This window comes from Streptococcus oralis (assembly GCF_003943825.1).
GTDB classification, from domain to species: Bacteria; Bacillota; Bacilli; order Lactobacillales; family Streptococcaceae; genus Streptococcus; species Streptococcus oralis_CD.
Genome location: NZ_RJNJ01000016.1, coordinates 1 through 17,541 on the forward strand (window position 1 = coordinate 1; position 17,541 = coordinate 17,541).

Below are 17,541 nucleotides of genomic sequence, written 5' to 3' on the forward strand. Positions count from 1 at the left end.
GAATTAATACGAATCAAACTAAATTATTTGAAACCTTTTCAAATAAAATTAAAGAGAATGAATATGTTGATTTTTTAGATAANTGTAAGAAGCATGTTGATTTTTATAAAGTTATCTGCAATCCATCTGAAGATGATTCTCTTTTTCAGATTAAAAATTATTTTAATCAGAAAGACAACTTTATTGTTAAGAAAAATTTAGAGATATTAAAGATATCGGGGTATTCACAATTTAGAATGGCTTTCTTGAGTCTATTCAATGCCATGAATGACCGTAAAATAAAAAGTAAACAATTTAAATCTATTATTGCTTTAGTGACTAAGTATAATGTACTTAATTCGATAAAAGCTGAAGGATATGGTTCAACTACAAATAAAATTCAAGCAATCTATAAGAAAATGGCAAAAAAATTTAATGAAGAAACATTAGATACCTCCTCTTTGAACCATTTTATAAAAAAACAACTAGATACAGTTAAACCTGGTCTAGAATCAATCAAGCAGAGTGCAAAGGTCTTTGACAAAGGTGATAAAATAAAAGGATCAAAAGATTTAAAAGCGAGAGATTTAGCGAAATATATTCTAGTTACTCTTGAAATTGAGAGAATCAGATTAGATGATAAAAATACTGCAAATAAAGCTTTGAAATATGTGTATGATTTATCAATTGAGCATATTGTTGATAGAAAAAATCATAATGAACTTGGTGACATTGTTTATGATTTAGGAAATCTTGTTTTACTAGAGAATACTGAACACAGCAATTCTACTGATAAGAAAAGTATGTATGAGAATTCTAATGTAAATCTTATTAAAGTTTTACGAGACAACATAGAAAATTTTGAAGAAAAAAATATAACAGAGCGCCACGATAAATTATTAGAAGAATTTTACAATATTGTTACTAAGTAGAAAGGACAAACACATGTCTAAAGAACTTTCACCTAAATACAATCCAGCCGAGGTTGAGGCTGGTCGTTACCAAAAATGGCTTGACGCTGATGTTTTCAAGCCTTCTGGCGATAAAAAGGCTAAGCCTTATTCTATCGTGATTCCACCACCAAACGTAACTGGGAAACTCCACCTTGGTCACGCTTGGGATACAACTTTGCAAGATATCATCATTCGTCAAAAACGGATGCAAGGTTTTGATACGCTTTGGCTTCCAGGGATGGACCACGCTGGGATTGCCACTCAGGCTAAGGTTGAGGAGCGCTTGCGTGGAGAAGGTATTAGTCGTTACGACCTCGGTCGTGAAAAATTTCTAGATAAAGTCTGGGAATGGAAAGACGAGTATGCGACGACTATCAAGGAACAATGGGGCAAGATGGGGCTTTCTGTAGACTACTCTCGCGAGCGTTTCACCCTTGACGAAGGTTTGTCAAAAGCCGTTCGTAAGGTCTTTGTGGACCTATACAAGAAAGGCTGGATCTACCGTGGTGAATTTATCATCAACTGGGATCCAGCAGCTCGCACAGCCCTTTCTGATATCGAGGTGATTCACAAGGATGTCGAAGGTGCCTTCTACCACATGAACTACATGCTAGAAGACAGCTCACGCGCCCTTGAAGTTGCGACAACTCGTCCAGAGACCATGTTTGGGGACGTTGCGGTTGCGGTCAATCCAGAAGACCCACGCTACAAGGACTTGATTGGTAAAAATGTCATCCTTCCAATCGCTAATAAACTCATCCCAATCGTTGGAGACGAGCACGCAGATCCTGAGTTTGGTACAGGTGTCGTAAAAATCACACCTGCCCACGATCCAAACGACTTCTTGGTTGGTCAACGCCATAACTTGCCACAAGTCAACGTCATGAACGACGATGGAACTATGAACGACTTGGCCTTCGAATTTGCAGGCATGGACCGTTTTGAAGCTCGTAAGGCAGTCGTGGCTAAGTTGGAAGAAATCGGTGCCCTTGTCAAAATCGAAAAACGCGTCCACAGCGTTGGTCACTCAGAGCGTACAGGTGTAGTAGTTGAGCCACGCTTGTCTACTCAATGGTTCGTCAAGATGGACCAATTGGCTAAAAATGCCATCGCTAACCAAGACACAGATGACAAGGTTGAATTTTACCCACCTCGTTTCAACGATACCTTCCTCCAATGGATGGAAAATGTCCACGACTGGGTAATCTCTCGTCAGCTCTGGTGGGGTCACCAAATCCCTGCTTGGTACAATGCTGAGGGTGAAATGTACGTCGGTGAAGAAGCTCCAGAAGGTGACGGATGGACTCAGGACGAAGATGTCTTGGATACTTGGTTCAGTTCTGCCCTTTGGCCATTCTCAACTATGGGCTGGCCTGATGTCGACTCAGAAGACTTCAAACGTTACTTCCCAACTTCAACCTTGGTAACAGGTTACGACATCATCTTCTTCTGGGTATCTCGTATGATCTTCCAATCTTTGGAATTCACTGGTCGTCAGCCATTCCAAAACGTTCTGATCCACGGTCTCATTCGTGATGAGCAAGGACGTAAGATGTCGAAATCTCTTGGTAACGGGATTGATCCTATGGATGTCATCGAGAAATACGGTGCCGATGCCCTTCGTTGGTTCCTTTCAAACGGTTCTGCGCCAGGTCAAGACGTGCGCTTCTCTTACGAGAAAATGGATGCTTCATGGAACTTCATTAACAAGATCTGGAACATCTCTCGCTACATCCTCATGAACAATGAAGGCTTGACCCTTGAGCAAGCAACTGCCAATGTGGAAAAAGTTGTCAACAAGGAAGCTGGAAACGTCACTGACCGCTGGATTCTCCACAACCTCAATGAAACAATCGGAAAAGTCACTGAAAACTTTGATAAGTTTGAGTTTGGTGTAGCTGGCCATATCCTCTACAACTTCATCTGGGACGAGTTTGCGGATTGGTACGTTGAGTTGACCAAGGAAGTCCTTTATAGCGACAACGAAGAAGAGAAAGTCATCACACGTTCTGTTCTCCTTTACACTTTGGACAAGATCCTTCGTCTCCTTCACCCAATCATGCCATTCGTGACTGAAGAAATCTTTGGACAAATCTCAGAAGGTTCTATCGTTACAGCAGAATACCCAACTGTTAACCCAGCCTTTGAAGACCTTGCTGCCCACACTGGTGTGGAAAGTCTCAAGGACTTGATCCGTGCTGTTCGTAATGCGCGTGCGGAAGTAAACGTAGCACCAAGCAAGCCTATCACCATCCTTGTGAAGACTAGCGATAGCGACTTGGAAGCCTTCTTTAACAGCAATGTCAACTACATCAAACGCTTCACAAACCCAGAGCACTTGGAAATCGCCTCAACCATCCCTGCACCTGAACTCGCAATGTCAAGCGTCATCACAGGAGCAGAAATCTACTTGCCACTCGCAGACCTCCTCAATGTCGAAGAAGAATTAGCTCGTCTTGACAAGGAACTGGCTAAATGGCAAAAAGAGCTGGATATGGTCGGTAAGAAGCTCTCTAACGAACGCTTCGTAGCCAATGCCAAACCAGAAGTCGTCCAAAAAGAACGCGACAAACAAGCCGACTACCAAGCCAAGTACGACGCGACCGTCGCACGTATTGATGAGATGAAGAAGTTGGTGAAATAAGGTTTTAATAATTATGAAAACGTTAGCAAATGCTAACGTTTTTTGCTATAATGAAGTAAAACTTGGTTATTAGAGGGTAATGTGTATGATAGATAAATTGGTAAATATTTCTAAAAAGTCATTTCATAATTTCTCGTTTGATGAAAACTTGCGTAAATGTAATATTTTTTTTGGAACAAATGGGAGTGGTAAATCGTCATTATCAAACTGGATTTCAGAAAATCATGAGTCAGTAAAAAGATTTGATACGGATTACGTATTAAATAATGTTTATACAGTTGATTCACTATCTGGAATCAAACTATTAGTTGGTGCTAATAGAATTGGTATTGAAGAAGCAATTGAAAATATCAAGAATGCAAACCTCTATTTAGTTCAGTATAATCAGAACATAGATAAGCAGATTGAAGATTATAAAAATGAAGTATTTGAATTTATGGCTTATAATCTTTCTGAAGCTCGTGAACTTTTTAGAATGACCCGACAAATTAATCAGAAGCGAAATGCAAAGATAAATCCAATTGATGCTCTAAAAGCATGGGAAAATGATATTATTGATGCAGATTTTTCAAAAATAAGTTCTAGTGATTCAATTGAGTTGAAATTAACCAATCTAAAAAAAGAAAAAAGTGAAATTACGTTTGATACGAGTAGAAAAATAGATATTATTCTTACTGAAATTCAAAATATATTCACACAGAAAATAATTAAGCCAGATTTTCAAATTACAAAAAATTTATCTGAATGGTTAAAGGAAGGGTTACATTTACATAATGATGGTATAAACCAATGTAAGTTTTGTGGTAATCATTTTGATTATGACAAAGTTCATGATAGCATTCAAGAAAAAATACAATCTCAATATTCTAAAGCAGTTGAAAGTTTAGAAAGAAATAAAATATTACTTGAAGGAATAAAAAATGACTTGTTTAGTCAACCTAAGTATATCATTGATGATAGGTTTGAGATTTTGAACTCAAATATATCAGAAATTATCAATAACATAGATGAAAAAATTGAAAATCCTTCTTTAGTTTTACCGTATACATTTGAAATTGAAGAAAATTATAACAAAGTAATTTGTAATATAAAGGCGAAGATAGGTAATCTTGATAAAGAGATATTTAAACAAGAGGCTCTATTAGGTGAAATTGAAAATGTTGCAAAGTCTTGGGTCGCTCAAAAAATATTGGAGCGATATCCTATTGATGAAGTTAGTGAACAACTCCAAAAGTATGAGGAACAACAAAGAGCTAATGAACGATATATTGAAGAGAATAAACAGTGGATTCAGGAAGTTGAGCCAGCAGGGAATTTACAGCCATTTGCAGACTTACTCAATCGTGAATTTAGAGTTATTGGGATGAATATGAAATGTCAAATTGATGGAAATCATTATTTGTTAAAGCATATAACTGACCCTTCAATAATTATTAGTACGAAAGATTTAAGTGAAGGGGAGAGGCGTTTATTAGGTTTTTTACATTTTTATTGTGATTTATATTTAGAGCCTGGAAAAAGTTTAAAAAATAATGTTGAATACGTTATTTTTGATGACCCTATTACTAGCCTAGACTCAGATAATAGGTATTTTTTGACAGAGTTGATAAATACAATAATAAAAGAATTGACATCAATGAATGCTCAGGTATTTATTTTAACTCATTCTTCAATTGATTTTCATAATTTTGGCTTTGGTTTCAATAATAACTCACTTTTAAAAGCATTAATCTATAAAGATGAGCATGGAAACAGTAATATTCGAAAAGTTGAACCTCATGAGAGTAAAAATTTTAGTGATTACTACAGAGCTAATTTCAAAACAATATATGATTTTGCTAAAACAAGTAATAGTAAACTTAGCACAGTTGACAATTGTGTGAGATTTGCAAATATGGGAAGACTGATTTTGGAATCACATGCAAGAAGTAATTATAGGTTAGAGTATGCAACCTCATCTGCAATAACTCAATTAATGAAATTTTATAATATTTCAGAAGAGAAAGAAGAGGAATTTCAAGGAATGTTAGATGTGATAAATAGCCTATCGCATGGTTTATCGTTTTATGACATAGATATAAACCAGCTTTCCCCTCGTGAAATTAGAGATGCTATTAGAAAACTCATATCAATTATGTTTAGTTATGACAAAAATCATGTAATTGCAATGATTGGATTAGCTGATGATAGTAAAACTTTAGCAGAGATTGAATCTTGGTAACTATTCTATATTTCTTTGGTCCTGGATTTGGGACTTTTGAACCCGGCACTAAAAAACTAGCTCTACCGAAAGAGGAAAGAACCTTTAAGCTACGCTTCTTATCTTCTGGAGATGTTATCAATGCCTATATCAACCAAGAAGCTGGCAAGGCGATTCAATCCACTGATAAGCAAGAAATTCTTGGGAATTGGATTTTGCGTGGCGTTTTCCAGTTGAAGGAACGAGAAGTCTTGACAGGTCAACGACTCAATGAGCTGGAAATCAACGGCATTCGATTGACCAAATTTAAAAATGATGAAATCGGCATCGAATTCATCTGGATTGATACCGAGAATCCACCAAGCGATGCTATCGGCTGGGTAGCAAAGAAATAAAAAGTCCTGTCACTTTCTCCCATTTAACCTTTGACTATTCCGTAAAATTATCGTACAATAAAGAGTACATGATAAAATGAGGTCAGAGTCTGTTCGCTCTGGCGATAGTAGTAAAAATGAGGAGAAACGCTTTGGAATTAGAAGTATTTGCTGGGCAAGAAAAAAGTGAACTATCTATGATTGAGGTAGCGCGTGCTATCTTAGAACTTCGTGGTCGCGATCATGAGATGCATTTTAGCGATCTTGTAAACGAAATTCAAAACTACCTTGGAACATCAAACAGCGATATCCGCGAAGCTTTGCCTTTGTTCTACACAGAGTTGAACTTTGACGGTAGCTTCATCTCATTGGGAGACAACAAATGGGGGCTTCGTTCATGGTATGGTGTGGACGAGATTGACGAAGAAATCATCGCTCTTGAAGAAAGTGACGACGATGAAGTAGCACCAAAAGCTAAGAAAAAACGTGTCAATGCCTTTATGGATGGTGATTCAGATGCCATTGACTACAATGCAGATGATCCAGAAGATGAAGATGCATACGAAGCAGACCCAGCTCTTTCATATGATGATGAAAATCCAGATGATGAGAAAAATGAAGTGGAAGCTTACGATGCAGAAATCAACGAAATCGCTCCTGATGACTTAGGTGAAGACGTGGATCTTAACGAAGAAGACGACGAGTTTTCTGACGATGATGCTGAAACGAGTGAAGAAGAGTAAAAGACTTCACAGAGGAGATCGTAAGATCTCCTTTTTTATTCCTTGAGCAGGTCATCCGTTTGAATGCGGATCTTTAATTTGTTTTCTGAAAACAATCTTCTTTTTTCATGTTTTACCGATTCGGGTTGACAAATGATCTGCTTTGAGGTATTATATTGTTCGGGCACCTCTTTTAGAGGTCGGAGCTCCCTAGTTACTAGGGAGCTATTTTTGTTTTTTCAGGAAGTTTTCTTGAAATGTCGTTATTCATAAGGGTCTTGTTTTCGATCTCCCCTCGTAGTCAACAAGGCCTTGAGTATTTTAGAAAGAGGAATCTATGTCTACGAAATATATTTTTGTAACTGGTGGTGTGGTGTCGTCTATTGGGAAAGGAATTGTGGCAGCAAGTCTGGGGCGTCTCTTGAAAAATCGTGGTCTCAAAGTAACCATTCAAAAATTTGACCCTTATATCAATATCGATCCGGGAACCATGAGTCCTTACCAGCACGGGGAAGTCTTTGTGACAGATGATGGGGCTGAGACAGATTTGGACTTGGGGCACTATGAACGTTTCATCGATATCAATCTCAACAAATATTCCAACGTGACAACTGGGAAAATTTACAGTGAAGTTCTTCGTAAGGAGCGCCGTGGAGAATACCTTGGGGCAACTGTTCAAGTCATTCCTCATATCACAGATGCTTTGAAAGAAAAAATCAAGCGTGCTGCTGTAACGACTGACTCTGATGTTATTATCACAGAGGTTGGTGGAACCGTTGGAGATATCGAGTCCTTGCCATTCCTAGAGGCCCTTCGTCAGATGAAGGCAGATGTGGGTGCAGATAACGTCATGTACATCCATACAACCTTGCTTCCTTACCTCAAGGCTGCTGGTGAGATGAAGACCAAGCCTACTCAGCATTCTGTAAAAGAATTGCGTGGTTTGGGAATCCAGCCAAATATGTTGGTCATTCGTACAGAAAAACCAGCTGGTCAAGGCATTAAAAACAAACTAGCTCAGTTTTGTGACGTGGCTCCAGAAGCTGTTATCGAGTCTTTGGATGTCGAACACCTTTACCAAATTCCACTGAATTTGCAGGCACAAGGCATGGACCAAATTGTTTGTGACCATTTGAAATTAGACGCACCAGCAGCGGATATGACAGAATGGTCAGCTATGGTGGACAAGGTCATGAACCTGAAAAAACAAGTTAAAATTTCCCTTGTCGGTAAGTATGTGGAGTTGCAAGATGCCTACATCTCAGTGGTTGAAGCCTTGAAACACTCTGGTTATGCCAACGACGCAGAAGTGAAGATTAATTGGATCAACGCCAATGATGTGACAGCAGAGAATGTAGCAGAGCTCTTGTCGGATACGGACGGAATCATCGTGCCAGGCGGTTTTGGTCAACGTGGTACGGAAGGAAAAATCCAAGCCATCCGCTATGCGCGTGAGAATGATGTTCCAATGTTGGGAGTCTGCTTGGGAATGCAGTTGACTTGTATCGAGTTTGCTCGTCACGTTTTGGGTCTTGAAGGTGCCAATTCTGCTGAACTTGCACCAGAAACAAAATATCCTATCATTGATATCATGCGTGATCAGGTTGATGTTGAAGATATGGGTGGAACCCTTCGCTTGGGACTCTATCCGTCTAAGTTGAAACGTGGTTCTAAGGCAGCAGCTGCTTATCACAATCAAGAAGTAGTGCAACGCCGTCACCGTCACCGTTATGAGTTTAACAACGCCTTTCGTGAACAGTTTGAGGCAGCAGGTTTTGTCTTCTCAGGAGTTTCTCCAGACAATCGTTTGGTCGAAATTGTGGAAATTCCTGAAAATAAATTCTTTGTGGCTTGTCAGTATCACCCTGAACTTTCCAGCCGTCCAAATCGTCCAGAAGAACTCTACACTGCCTTTGTGACTGCAGCAGTTGAAAATAGTAACTAGTTATCTTCTAACCTCTGAGAATAATCTCAGAGGTTTTTTAATTGCCTTGCTCCTATACGGCTTCCCTATTTGTCCTAGAGCCCTTTTTGTGTTACAATGAATGGTATGAAAGCTAAGAAATTATGGATGACTGGCTTGACTGTGGCTGGTCTAAGTGCCCTTGCTTTAGGGGCTAAAAAAGCAGCAGATAACCACAAACTCATGAAGTCTCAAGAAGAGTTGACTGCTATCGTGCGCGAACTTTTCTCAGATATGGGTGAGATTGCGACTCTCTATGTTCAAGTCTACGAAAGTAGCCTAGAGCGACTCGTTGGAGGAGTCATTTTCGAGGATGGTCGTCACTATACCTTTGTCTATGAAAATGAAAATCTGGTCTATGAGGAGGAAGTCTTATGATTATTCCCAATAGTATAGAAGAACTAGCAAGTTTTGTCGAACAAGATGGCAAGAAGGTCTTCCTTTTTGTGGCAGACTGGTGTGGCGATTGTCGTTATATCTATCCATCCTTGCCAGAGATTGAGGAGACCAATCCAGAGTTCACATTTATTCGAGTGGACCGAGACCAGTATCTGGATCTGGCCAAACTCTGGGATGTGTACGGTATTCCTAGTCTTGTTGTGCTAGAAAAGGACAAGGAAATCGGTCGTTTTGTTAATCGTGACCGTAAAAGCAAGCAACAAATTAACGACTTTTTAGCAGGACTGAAATAGGAGAAAAAGGAAACAATGATTTTTACATATAATAAAGAGCATGTTGGCGATGTCCTTATGATCATCGTGAAAAATAGTGGCGATGCCAAGTTGGACGTGGAGCGCAAAGGTAAAGTAGCCCGTGTTTTCCTCAAAGAAAATGGAGAAACAGTAGCTTGGAATATTTTCGAAGTTTCAAGTTTGTTTGAAATTGCAGAGCGTGGTCAAGTCTTTTTGACAGATGAGCAAGTAGAATGTTTGAACCAAGAATTGCGAGCGGAAGGCTTTACAGAAGAAATTGTCAATGACAAGGAATCTAAGTTTGTCGTCGGTGAGATTGTTGAGATGGTAGCCCATCCAGATAGCGACCACCTCAACATCTGTCAAGTGGCCGTTGCAAGTGATAAGACAGTGCAAATCGTTGCAGGGGCTCCCAATGCGCGTGTTGGGTTGAAAACCATTGTAGCTCTTCCTGGAGCGATGATGCCAAAAGGCAATCTCATTTTCCCAGGCGAACTTCGCGGTGAAAAGAGTTTTGGGATGATGTGCAGTCCTCGTGAATTGCATCTACCAAATGCTCCGCAAAAACGTGGGGTTATTGAATTATCAGAAGACCAAGTTGTCGGAACTCCATTTGACCCAGCCAAACACTGGACTGCCTAGGAAGTTGTCAGTATCTGATAGACCAGATAGAAGGAAATAAGATGGCAAAAAATATAGTGATTACAGGGGCGACCTCAGGAATCGGTGAAGCGATTGCGCGTGCTTATCTGGAGCAGGGGGAGAATGTCGTTCTAACAGGGCGACGGACAGACAGACTAGAGACTCTCAAGTCAGAGTTTGCAGAAACTTTTCTTAATCAAACAGTTTGGACTTTTCCTCTGGATGTGACGGATATGACCATGGTAAAGACTGTCTGTGCAGATATTTTAGAAACGATAGGTCAGATTGATATCTTGGTCAATAATGCTGGACTGGCTCTTGGCTTGGCTCCCTATCAAGACTATGAAGAGCTGGATATGCTGACTATGCTAGATACCAATGTCAAAGGTTTGATGGCAGTCACTCGTTCTTTCTTGCCTTCCATGGTTGCGGCAAATCAAGGTCATATCATCAATATGGGGTCAACGGCAGGAATCTACGCCTATGCGGGTGCAGCGGTCTATTCAGCTACCAAGGCTGCAGTTAAGACCTTTTCAGATGGTCTGCGAATTGATACCATCGCAACGGATATCAAGGTGACGACCATTCAGCCAGGGATTGTCGAAACAGATTTCTCAACCGTACGTTTTCATGGAGACAAAGAGCGTGCTGAGGCGGTTTATCAGGGAATCGAAGCTTTGCAGGCACAAGACATCGCAGACACTGTTGTCTATGTGACTAGTCAACCCCTTCGTGTGCAGATTACAGATATGACCATTATGGCCAATCAACAGGCGACAGGTTTCATGGTGCATAAAAAATAAAAAATTTCTTCGAAAAGTTACAAATTTCTGTAACTTTTTTTGATTCCCTGCGAATAGATAAGTAGGAGGAAGAAAAATGTATAATAAAGTTATCATGATTGGACGTTTAACGTCTACACCAGAATTGCACAAAACCAACAACGACAAGTCAGTAGCTCGCGCAACTATTGCTGTGAACCGTCGTTACAAAGACCAAAATGGGGAACGTGAAGCTGACTTTGTCAATCTTGTTCTTTGGGGGAAATTGGCTGAAACCTTGGCAAGCTACGCAACCAAAGGTAGTCTTATCACTGTGGATGGAGAACTTCGTACCCGTCGCTTTGAGAAAAATGGTCAAATGAACTATGTGACTGAAGTTCTTGCCACAGGATTCCAACTTTTGGAAAGCCGCGCCCAACGTGCTATGCGTGAAAATAACGCTGGACAGGATTTGGCAGACTTGGTTTTGGAAGAGGAGGAATTGCCATTTTAAGCATAGAAAAGCCTGAGTCAATCTTAGGCTTTTTTATCTTGAGAAAGTCAGACTTTTTTCTTGACTATTTCTGACCAAGTGATACAATAGAACTATAAATTAGCACTCAGATATAAAGAGTGCTAATAATATGTAGTTCATCATGGAGGAAAACAGATGTTGAAACCATTAGGAGACCGTGTGGTCTTGAAAATCGAAGAAAAAGAACAAACTGTTGGAGGCTTTGTCCTTGCAGGCTCAGCCCAAGAAAAAACAAAAACAGCCCAAGTTGTAGCTACTGGACAAGGTGTTCGTACCTTGAACGGTGACTTGGTAGCTCCAAGCGTTAAGCCTGGAGACCGAGTCTTAGTTGAAGCTCACGCAGGTCTTGATGTCAAAGATGGCGATGAAAAGTACATCATCGTTGGCGAAGCTAACATCTTGGCTATCATTGAAGAATAGAAGGAGAAAGTAAGTATGTCAAAAGAAATTAAATTTTCATCAGATGCCCGTTCAGCTATGGTCCGCGGTGTCGATATCCTTGCAGACACTGTTAAAGTAACCTTGGGACCAAAAGGTCGTAACGTTGTGTTGGAAAAATCATTTGGCTCACCACTCATCACCAATGACGGTGTTACTATTGCAAAAGAAATTGAACTAGAAGACCATTTTGAAAATATGGGTGCCAAATTGGTATCAGAAGTAGCTTCAAAAACCAATGATATCGCAGGTGACGGAACGACAACTGCAACTGTCTTGACCCAAGCTATCGTCCGTGAAGGAATCAAGAACGTCACAGCAGGTGCCAATCCAATCGGTATCCGTCGTGGGATTGAAGCAGCAGTTGCTGCAGCTGTAGAAGCCTTGAAAAACAATGCCATCCCTGTTGCCAACAAAGAAGCCATCGCTCAGGTTGCTGCTGTATCTTCTCGTTCTGAGAAAGTCGGCGAATACATCTCTGAAGCCATGGAAAAAGTTGGTAAAGACGGTGTTATCACCATTGAAGAGTCACGTGGGATGGAAACAGAGCTTGAAGTTGTAGAAGGAATGCAGTTTGACCGTGGCTACCTTTCACAGTACATGGTGACAGATAGCGAAAAAATGGTGGCTGACCTCGAAAATCCATATATCTTGATTACAGACAAAAAGATTTCCAATATTCAAGAAATCTTGCCACTTCTAGAAAGCATTCTCCAAAGCAATCGTCCACTCTTGATTATTGCAGATGATGTGGATGGCGAAGCTCTTCCAACCCTTGTATTGAACAAGATTCGTGGAACCTTTAATGTGGTAGCAGTTAAGGCTCCTGGTTTCGGTGACCGTCGTAAAGCCATGCTTGAAGACATCGCTATTTTGACAGGTGGAACTGTCATCACAGAAGATCTTGGTCTTGAGTTGAAAGACGCGACGATTGAAGCGCTTGGTCAAGCTGCTAGAGTGACTGTGGACAAAGACAGTACGGTTATCGTAGAAGGTGCTGGCAATCCTGAAGCCATTTCTCACCGTGTTGCGGTTATCAAGTCTCAAATCGAAACCACAACTTCAGAGTTTGACCGAGAAAAATTGCAAGAACGCTTGGCTAAATTATCAGGTGGTGTCGCAGTAATCAAGGTCGGAGCTGCAACTGAAACGGAGTTGAAAGAAATGAAACTTCGCATTGAAGATGCCCTCAACGCTACTCGTGCAGCAGTTGAAGAAGGAATCGTTGCTGGTGGTGGAACTGCTCTTGCCAATGTTATTCCAGCCGTGGCTGATTTAGAATTGACAGGAGATGAAGCCACAGGACGCAATATTGTTCTCCGTGCCTTGGAAGAACCTGTTCGTCAAATTGCCCACAATGCAGGATTCGAAGGTTCTATTGTTATTGACCGTTTGAAAAATGCGGAAGTTGGCACAGGTTTCAACGCAGCAACTGGCGAATGGGTCAACATGATTGAAGAAGGAATCATTGACCCAGTGAAAGTGAGCCGTTCAGCCCTACAAAATGCAGCCTCTGTGGCTAGCTTGATTTTAACAACAGAAGCAGTCGTAGCCAATAAACCAGAACCAGCAGCCCCAGCTCCAGCCATGGATCCAAGCATGATGGGCGGCATGATGTAAAAGTAACTTATAAAAAACACAAAAGGAGGGAACATGCATCCCTCCTTTTATGGTTTTCTCTTCTAAAATTGATTTGAGCTCTCCTAACTTATATGATAAAATAAGACTAGAAAAAGGAGAAGAACATGATCGATGTAGAAGAAATTCTGAGCAAGATGAATCCCAATCAGAAGATTAATTATGACCGTGTTATGCAGAAAATGGTACAGGTTTGGGAGAAAAATGAGCAACGTCCCACTATTCTCATGCATGTTTGCTGTGCTCCTTGTAGTACCTACACCCTAGAATACCTGACAAAATACGCTGATGTGACCATCTATTTTGCCAATTCCAATATCCATCCCAAGGCAGAATACCACAAGCGAGCTTACGTCACCAAGAAATTTGTCAGTGATTTCAATGAGCGAACAGGTAATACGGTTCAGTACCTTGAAGCCCCATACGAACCAAATGAATACCGGAAGTTAGTCAGAGGACTGGAAGAAGAACCAGAAGGCGGCGATCGTTGCAAGGTTTGTTTTGACTACCGTTTGGACAAAACAGCACAGGTAGCTATGGACTTGGGCTTTGACTACTTTGGTTCAGCCTTGACCATCAGTCCCCATAAGAATTCTCAAACCATCAACAGCATCGGAATCGATGTGCAAAAGATTTATACCACCCACTATCTTCCAAGTGATTTCAAGAAAAATCAAGGTTACAAGCGCTCGGTGGAGATGTGCGAGGAGTATGATATCTATCGTCAATGTTATTGTGGATGCGTCTATGCAGCTCAAGCCCAGAACATTGACCTTGTTCAGATTAAGAAGGATGCCACGGCTTTCTTGTTGGATAAGGATGTTGAAAAAGACTATTCCCACATCAAGTTTACTGTTACTAAATTAGATATATAGAAATCAACCCAGCTGTAAAGCTGGGTTTTTCAAATAAAAAACCAGGGCTTTCACCCCGGTTTGACAACTTTACCGATTCTTTAGTTCTATGTAGCGTTTGTACCAAATGTTGACATAGGCCTCTGAGAAAGGACCGCGTCCATTGTTAATCCAATCAACAAGGATTTTAACATGCTCTTTCAAAATATAGTCTAAATCATCAGAATACTTCATTTTGCGTTTATGGCGCTCATACTCTTCAACGTCCAAGAGACGCTTTTCACCATCAGTGAAGACCTTGACATCCAAATCATAATCAATGTATTTCAGGGCTTCTTCATCGAGATAGTAAGGACTTGCCATATTGCAATAGTAGGAAATCCCATTATCACGAATCATGGCAATGATATTAAACCAATATTTTTTGTGAAAGTAAACAATAGCCGGTTCTCGAGTCACCCAACGACGACCGTCACTTTCGGTAACAAGTGTGTGGTCGTTGACGCCAATAATAGCGTTCTCTGTTGTTTTTAGTACCATGGTGTCCCGCCAAGTACGGTGAAGACTCCCATCATGCTTATAACTTTGAATTGTAATAAAGTCGCCTTCTTTTGGAAGTTTCATAACTAACCAACTTTCTACAATTTATAAGTTTATCGTCTACTATTATATCATAAATTGGTCTAATTTTTTTGAATTTTACACGAAAATATTAAAGATATTCTCTGAGAGCGCTGGCTATATCCGAAAAATCATAGCCTTTTCGAGCTAAAACTTGGGTTAAACGCTGTTTAAGTTCGTATCCTTCATACTTTCGAGCATACTTAGCATATTGTTTGTCTAGCTCTTTAAAAATGAGTTCTTGAGTCGTTTCTTGGTCGACTTGACTGTCCAAGTCGTCAAAGGCATTCTTAGAATCAGAATAGGAGAAGCCTTTGTTCGTTAAGTTTTGGATAATCTTATCTTGCAAGGCACGAGCGGGAAGCTTTCCCGTGTATTTTTTTAGAAGTTTCTCCGCCACACGTTGAGCAACCTCCGAAAAATCAAAATCCTTTAAAACATCTTCAATAGTTGCTTTGGCAATCCCTTTTTGAGATAGTTTTTGAGCTAGCACATAGGGTCCCTTATCTCCAGAAAGTTGATTTGCATTGATGATAGAATAGGCATACTGACGATCATTAATCCAGTTATCTTCTTTAAGATTGGCGATAACTTGACTTGTGATTTTTTCATCAAGATCATACTTTTTCAGATACTCACGAACTTCCTTTTCGGTTCGAGCTTTAAATGATAGATGGTAGAGGGCGAGATTTTTACCATAAGAAAACTGGGCAAAGCCCTGTATCTCGGTAAGTTCCTCTTTACTAATGACCTTATCTCGAGATAGCATAAAACGGACAATGGTATCTTCAGTGATATAAGAGGTTTGCTGATGATCTAGCTCCATCAGGTAGAGGCGTTTTTTCTTTTCAAGTTTTGTGATTTTCATAGTTCTATTATACCCTAAAATGTGATAAGATAGGGGTATGAATCTGAAAGTCAAACAAAAAATACCTTTAAAAATCAAGCGGATGGGCATCAATGGTGAGGGAATCGGTTTCTATCAGAAAACCCTCGTTTTTGTACCTGGAGCCCTCAAAGGAGAAGACATCTATTGTCAAATTACTTCTATTAAACGCAACTTTGTTGAAGCAAAATTACTAAAGGTTAATAAGAAGTCTAAATTTCGAGTCGTACCGGCTTGTACGATTTATAATGAATGTGGTGGTTGCCAAATCATGCACCTCCACTACGATAAACAGTTAGAGTTCAAAACGGATCTGCTCCATCAAGCCCTGAAAAAATTTGCTCCTGCAGGATATGAAAACTATGAAATCCGTCCAACTATCGGAATGCAGGAACCAAAGTACTACCGTGCTAAGCTTCAATTCCAGACTCGGAAATTTAAAAATCAGGTCAAGGCAGGTTTGTATGCGCAAAACTCTCATTATCTCGTAGAGTTGAAAGACTGCTTGGTGCAAGATAAGGAAACCCAAGTAATAGCGAATCGCCTAGCTGAACTTCTTACTTACCACCAAATTCCAATTACAGATGAGAGAAAAACGTTAGGCGTTCGTACTATCATGGTACGTCAAGCAAGAAAAACGGGACAAGTCCAGATTATCATTGTCACAAATCGCCAGCTTAATTTAACCCAGCTAGTAAAAGACTTAGTTAAAGATTTTCCAGAAGTCGTCACAGTTGCAGTCAATACAAATACAGCAAAAACAAGTGAAATCTATGGTGAAAAGACGGAAATTATCTGGGGTCAAGAGAGTATTCAAGAAGGAGTACTGGACTATGAATTTTCTCTCTCCCCTCGAGCTTTCTATCAGCTTAATCCTGAGCAGACAGAAATTCTCTATAGTGAAGCAGTTAAGGCTCTGGATGTTAGTAAAGAAGACCATCTAATCGATGCTTATTGTGGTGTTGGTACGATTGGATTTGCCTTCGCAAAGAAGGTCAAGAGTCTCAGAGGAATGGATATTATTCCAGAAGCCATAGAAGATGCCAAGCGAAATGCTAAAAAAATGGGATTTGACAATACCCATTACGAAGCTGGAACAGCTGAAGAGATTATTCCACGCTGGTATCAAGATGGCTACCGAGCGGATGCCCTGATAGTCGACCCTCCTCGTACAGGCTTAGATGATAAGCTACTGGAAACCATTCTGACCTATGTCCCAGAAAAAATGGTCTATGTATCCTGCAATGTTTCGACCTTGGCACGAGATTTGGTTAAACTAGTAAAAGTCTATGATCTCCAGTATATCCAGTCGGTCGATATGTTTCCCCACACTGCACGGACAGAAGCAGTGGTTAAGTTAGTGAAGAAAAGAAAAAATTAAATTCACTGAAAAAAGTCCTTGACAAAGGTAAAAAAGTCGGTATAATAGAAAGAGTTGAAAAGCTCAGGTCCGTTGGTCAAGGGGTTAAGACACCGCCTTTTCACGGCGGTAACACGGGTTCGAATCCCGTACGGACTATGGTGTATTGCGGTTAAAAAAACTTGAAAAAAGTTTAAAAAATCTGTTGACAGAGGCAGGTAGCTGTGATATACTAATATAGTTGTCGCTCAAGAGAGAATGAGTGACAAAGACCTTTGA

At 40.2% G+C, this 17,541-nt stretch carries 15 protein-coding genes, 1 tRNA gene and 1 pseudogene; 15 read left to right on the forward strand and 2 right to left on the reverse strand.

All coding sequences use genetic code 11. The features are described from left to right. The first annotated feature begins 924 nt into the window (after nucleotides 1-924). From D8863_RS09925 to D8863_RS09985, 13 genes and pseudogenes are all read left to right on the forward strand, one after another. Nucleotides 925-3,576 carry a valine--tRNA ligase gene (locus D8863_RS09925; RefSeq protein ID WP_125441813.1) on the forward strand — a complete coding sequence of 884 codons (2,652 nt, stop codon included), beginning with the start codon at nucleotides 925-927 and terminating at the stop codon, nucleotides 3,574-3,576. A gap of 85 nt (nucleotides 3,577-3,661) precedes the next feature. Beyond that, a complete protein-coding gene (locus D8863_RS09930) occupies nucleotides 3,662-5,797 on the forward strand; it encodes an AAA family ATPase (protein WP_038805770.1) in 2,136 nt (711 codons plus the stop codon). A gap of 11 nt (nucleotides 5,798-5,808) precedes the next feature. Next, nucleotides 5,809-6,171: pseudogene (locus D8863_RS11110) on the forward strand (hypothetical protein); the annotation flags it as partial. Between the two features lie 131 nt (nucleotides 6,172-6,302). After that, entirely contained in the window at nucleotides 6,303-6,893 is a 591-nt protein-coding gene (gene rpoE / locus D8863_RS09940; protein ID WP_000418415.1) for a DNA-directed RNA polymerase subunit delta, read from the forward strand. A gap of 316 nt (nucleotides 6,894-7,209) precedes the next feature. Continuing rightward, the gene (pyrG, locus tag D8863_RS09945) at nucleotides 7,210-8,817 is read left to right on the forward strand and encodes a CTP synthase (protein WP_125441814.1); all 1,608 of its coding nucleotides are present in this window, start codon (nucleotides 7,210-7,212) and stop codon (nucleotides 8,815-8,817) included. A 96-nt stretch (nucleotides 8,818-8,913) separates the two neighbouring features. Further along, nucleotides 8,914-9,213, forward strand: a complete 300-nt coding sequence (locus D8863_RS09950) for a DUF4651 domain-containing protein (protein ID WP_125441815.1) — start codon at nucleotides 8,914-8,916, stop codon at nucleotides 9,211-9,213. Further along, entirely contained in the window at nucleotides 9,210-9,527 is a 318-nt protein-coding gene (locus D8863_RS09955) for a thioredoxin family protein (RefSeq protein ID WP_000586541.1), read from the forward strand. Before D8863_RS09950 ends, D8863_RS09955 begins: the two co-directional genes overlap by 4 nt. Nucleotides 9,528-9,542: 15 nt before the next feature. Continuing rightward, the gene (gene ytpR, locus D8863_RS09960) at nucleotides 9,543-10,169 is read left to right on the forward strand and encodes a YtpR family tRNA-binding protein (protein WP_125441816.1); all 627 of its coding nucleotides are present in this window, start codon (nucleotides 9,543-9,545) and stop codon (nucleotides 10,167-10,169) included. A 41-nt stretch (nucleotides 10,170-10,210) separates the two neighbouring features. Next, a complete protein-coding gene (locus D8863_RS09965) occupies nucleotides 10,211-10,972 on the forward strand; it encodes an SDR family NAD(P)-dependent oxidoreductase (protein WP_125441817.1) in 762 nt (253 codons plus the stop codon). A gap of 76 nt (nucleotides 10,973-11,048) precedes the next feature. Continuing rightward, nucleotides 11,049-11,444, forward strand: coding sequence for a single-stranded DNA-binding protein (locus D8863_RS09970; RefSeq protein ID WP_125441818.1), 396 nt, complete (start codon nucleotides 11,049-11,051; stop codon nucleotides 11,442-11,444). Nucleotides 11,445-11,600: 156 nt separating this feature from the next. Next, the gene (gene groES, locus D8863_RS09975) at nucleotides 11,601-11,885 is read left to right on the forward strand and encodes a co-chaperone GroES (RefSeq protein ID WP_000917328.1); all 285 of its coding nucleotides are present in this window, start codon (nucleotides 11,601-11,603) and stop codon (nucleotides 11,883-11,885) included. A 15-nt stretch (nucleotides 11,886-11,900) separates the two neighbouring features. Further along, nucleotides 11,901-13,523 (forward strand): chaperonin GroEL, encoded by a 1,623-nt coding sequence (gene groL / locus D8863_RS09980; protein WP_000031555.1) that lies wholly within the window; start codon nucleotides 11,901-11,903, stop codon nucleotides 13,521-13,523. A 125-nt stretch (nucleotides 13,524-13,648) separates the two neighbouring features. Beyond that, nucleotides 13,649-14,416: an epoxyqueuosine reductase QueH gene (locus D8863_RS09985; protein WP_000567566.1), complete on the forward strand. Its 768-nt coding sequence runs from the start codon at nucleotides 13,649-13,651 to the stop codon at nucleotides 14,414-14,416. A gap of 69 nt (nucleotides 14,417-14,485) precedes the next feature. On the opposite strand, the gene ntdP is transcribed toward D8863_RS09985, so the two are convergent. Further along, entirely contained in the window at nucleotides 14,486-15,019 is a 534-nt protein-coding gene (ntdP, locus tag D8863_RS09990; RefSeq protein WP_000775318.1) for a nucleoside tri-diphosphate phosphatase, read from the reverse strand. A gap of 88 nt (nucleotides 15,020-15,107) precedes the next feature. Continuing rightward, a complete protein-coding gene (gene recX / locus D8863_RS09995; RefSeq protein ID WP_125398216.1) occupies nucleotides 15,108-15,884 on the reverse strand; it encodes a recombination regulator RecX in 777 nt (258 codons plus the stop codon). A gap of 37 nt (nucleotides 15,885-15,921) precedes the next feature. Between recX and rlmD the strand changes: the two genes are divergently transcribed. Then, nucleotides 15,922-17,283: a 23S rRNA (uracil(1939)-C(5))-methyltransferase RlmD gene (gene rlmD / locus D8863_RS10000; RefSeq protein WP_125441819.1), complete on the forward strand. Its 1,362-nt coding sequence runs from the start codon at nucleotides 15,922-15,924 to the stop codon at nucleotides 17,281-17,283. 66 nt (nucleotides 17,284-17,349) lie between these two features. After that, nucleotides 17,350-17,421, forward strand: a tRNA-Glu gene (locus tag D8863_RS10005). The last annotated feature ends 120 nt before the right edge of the window (nucleotides 17,422-17,541 follow it).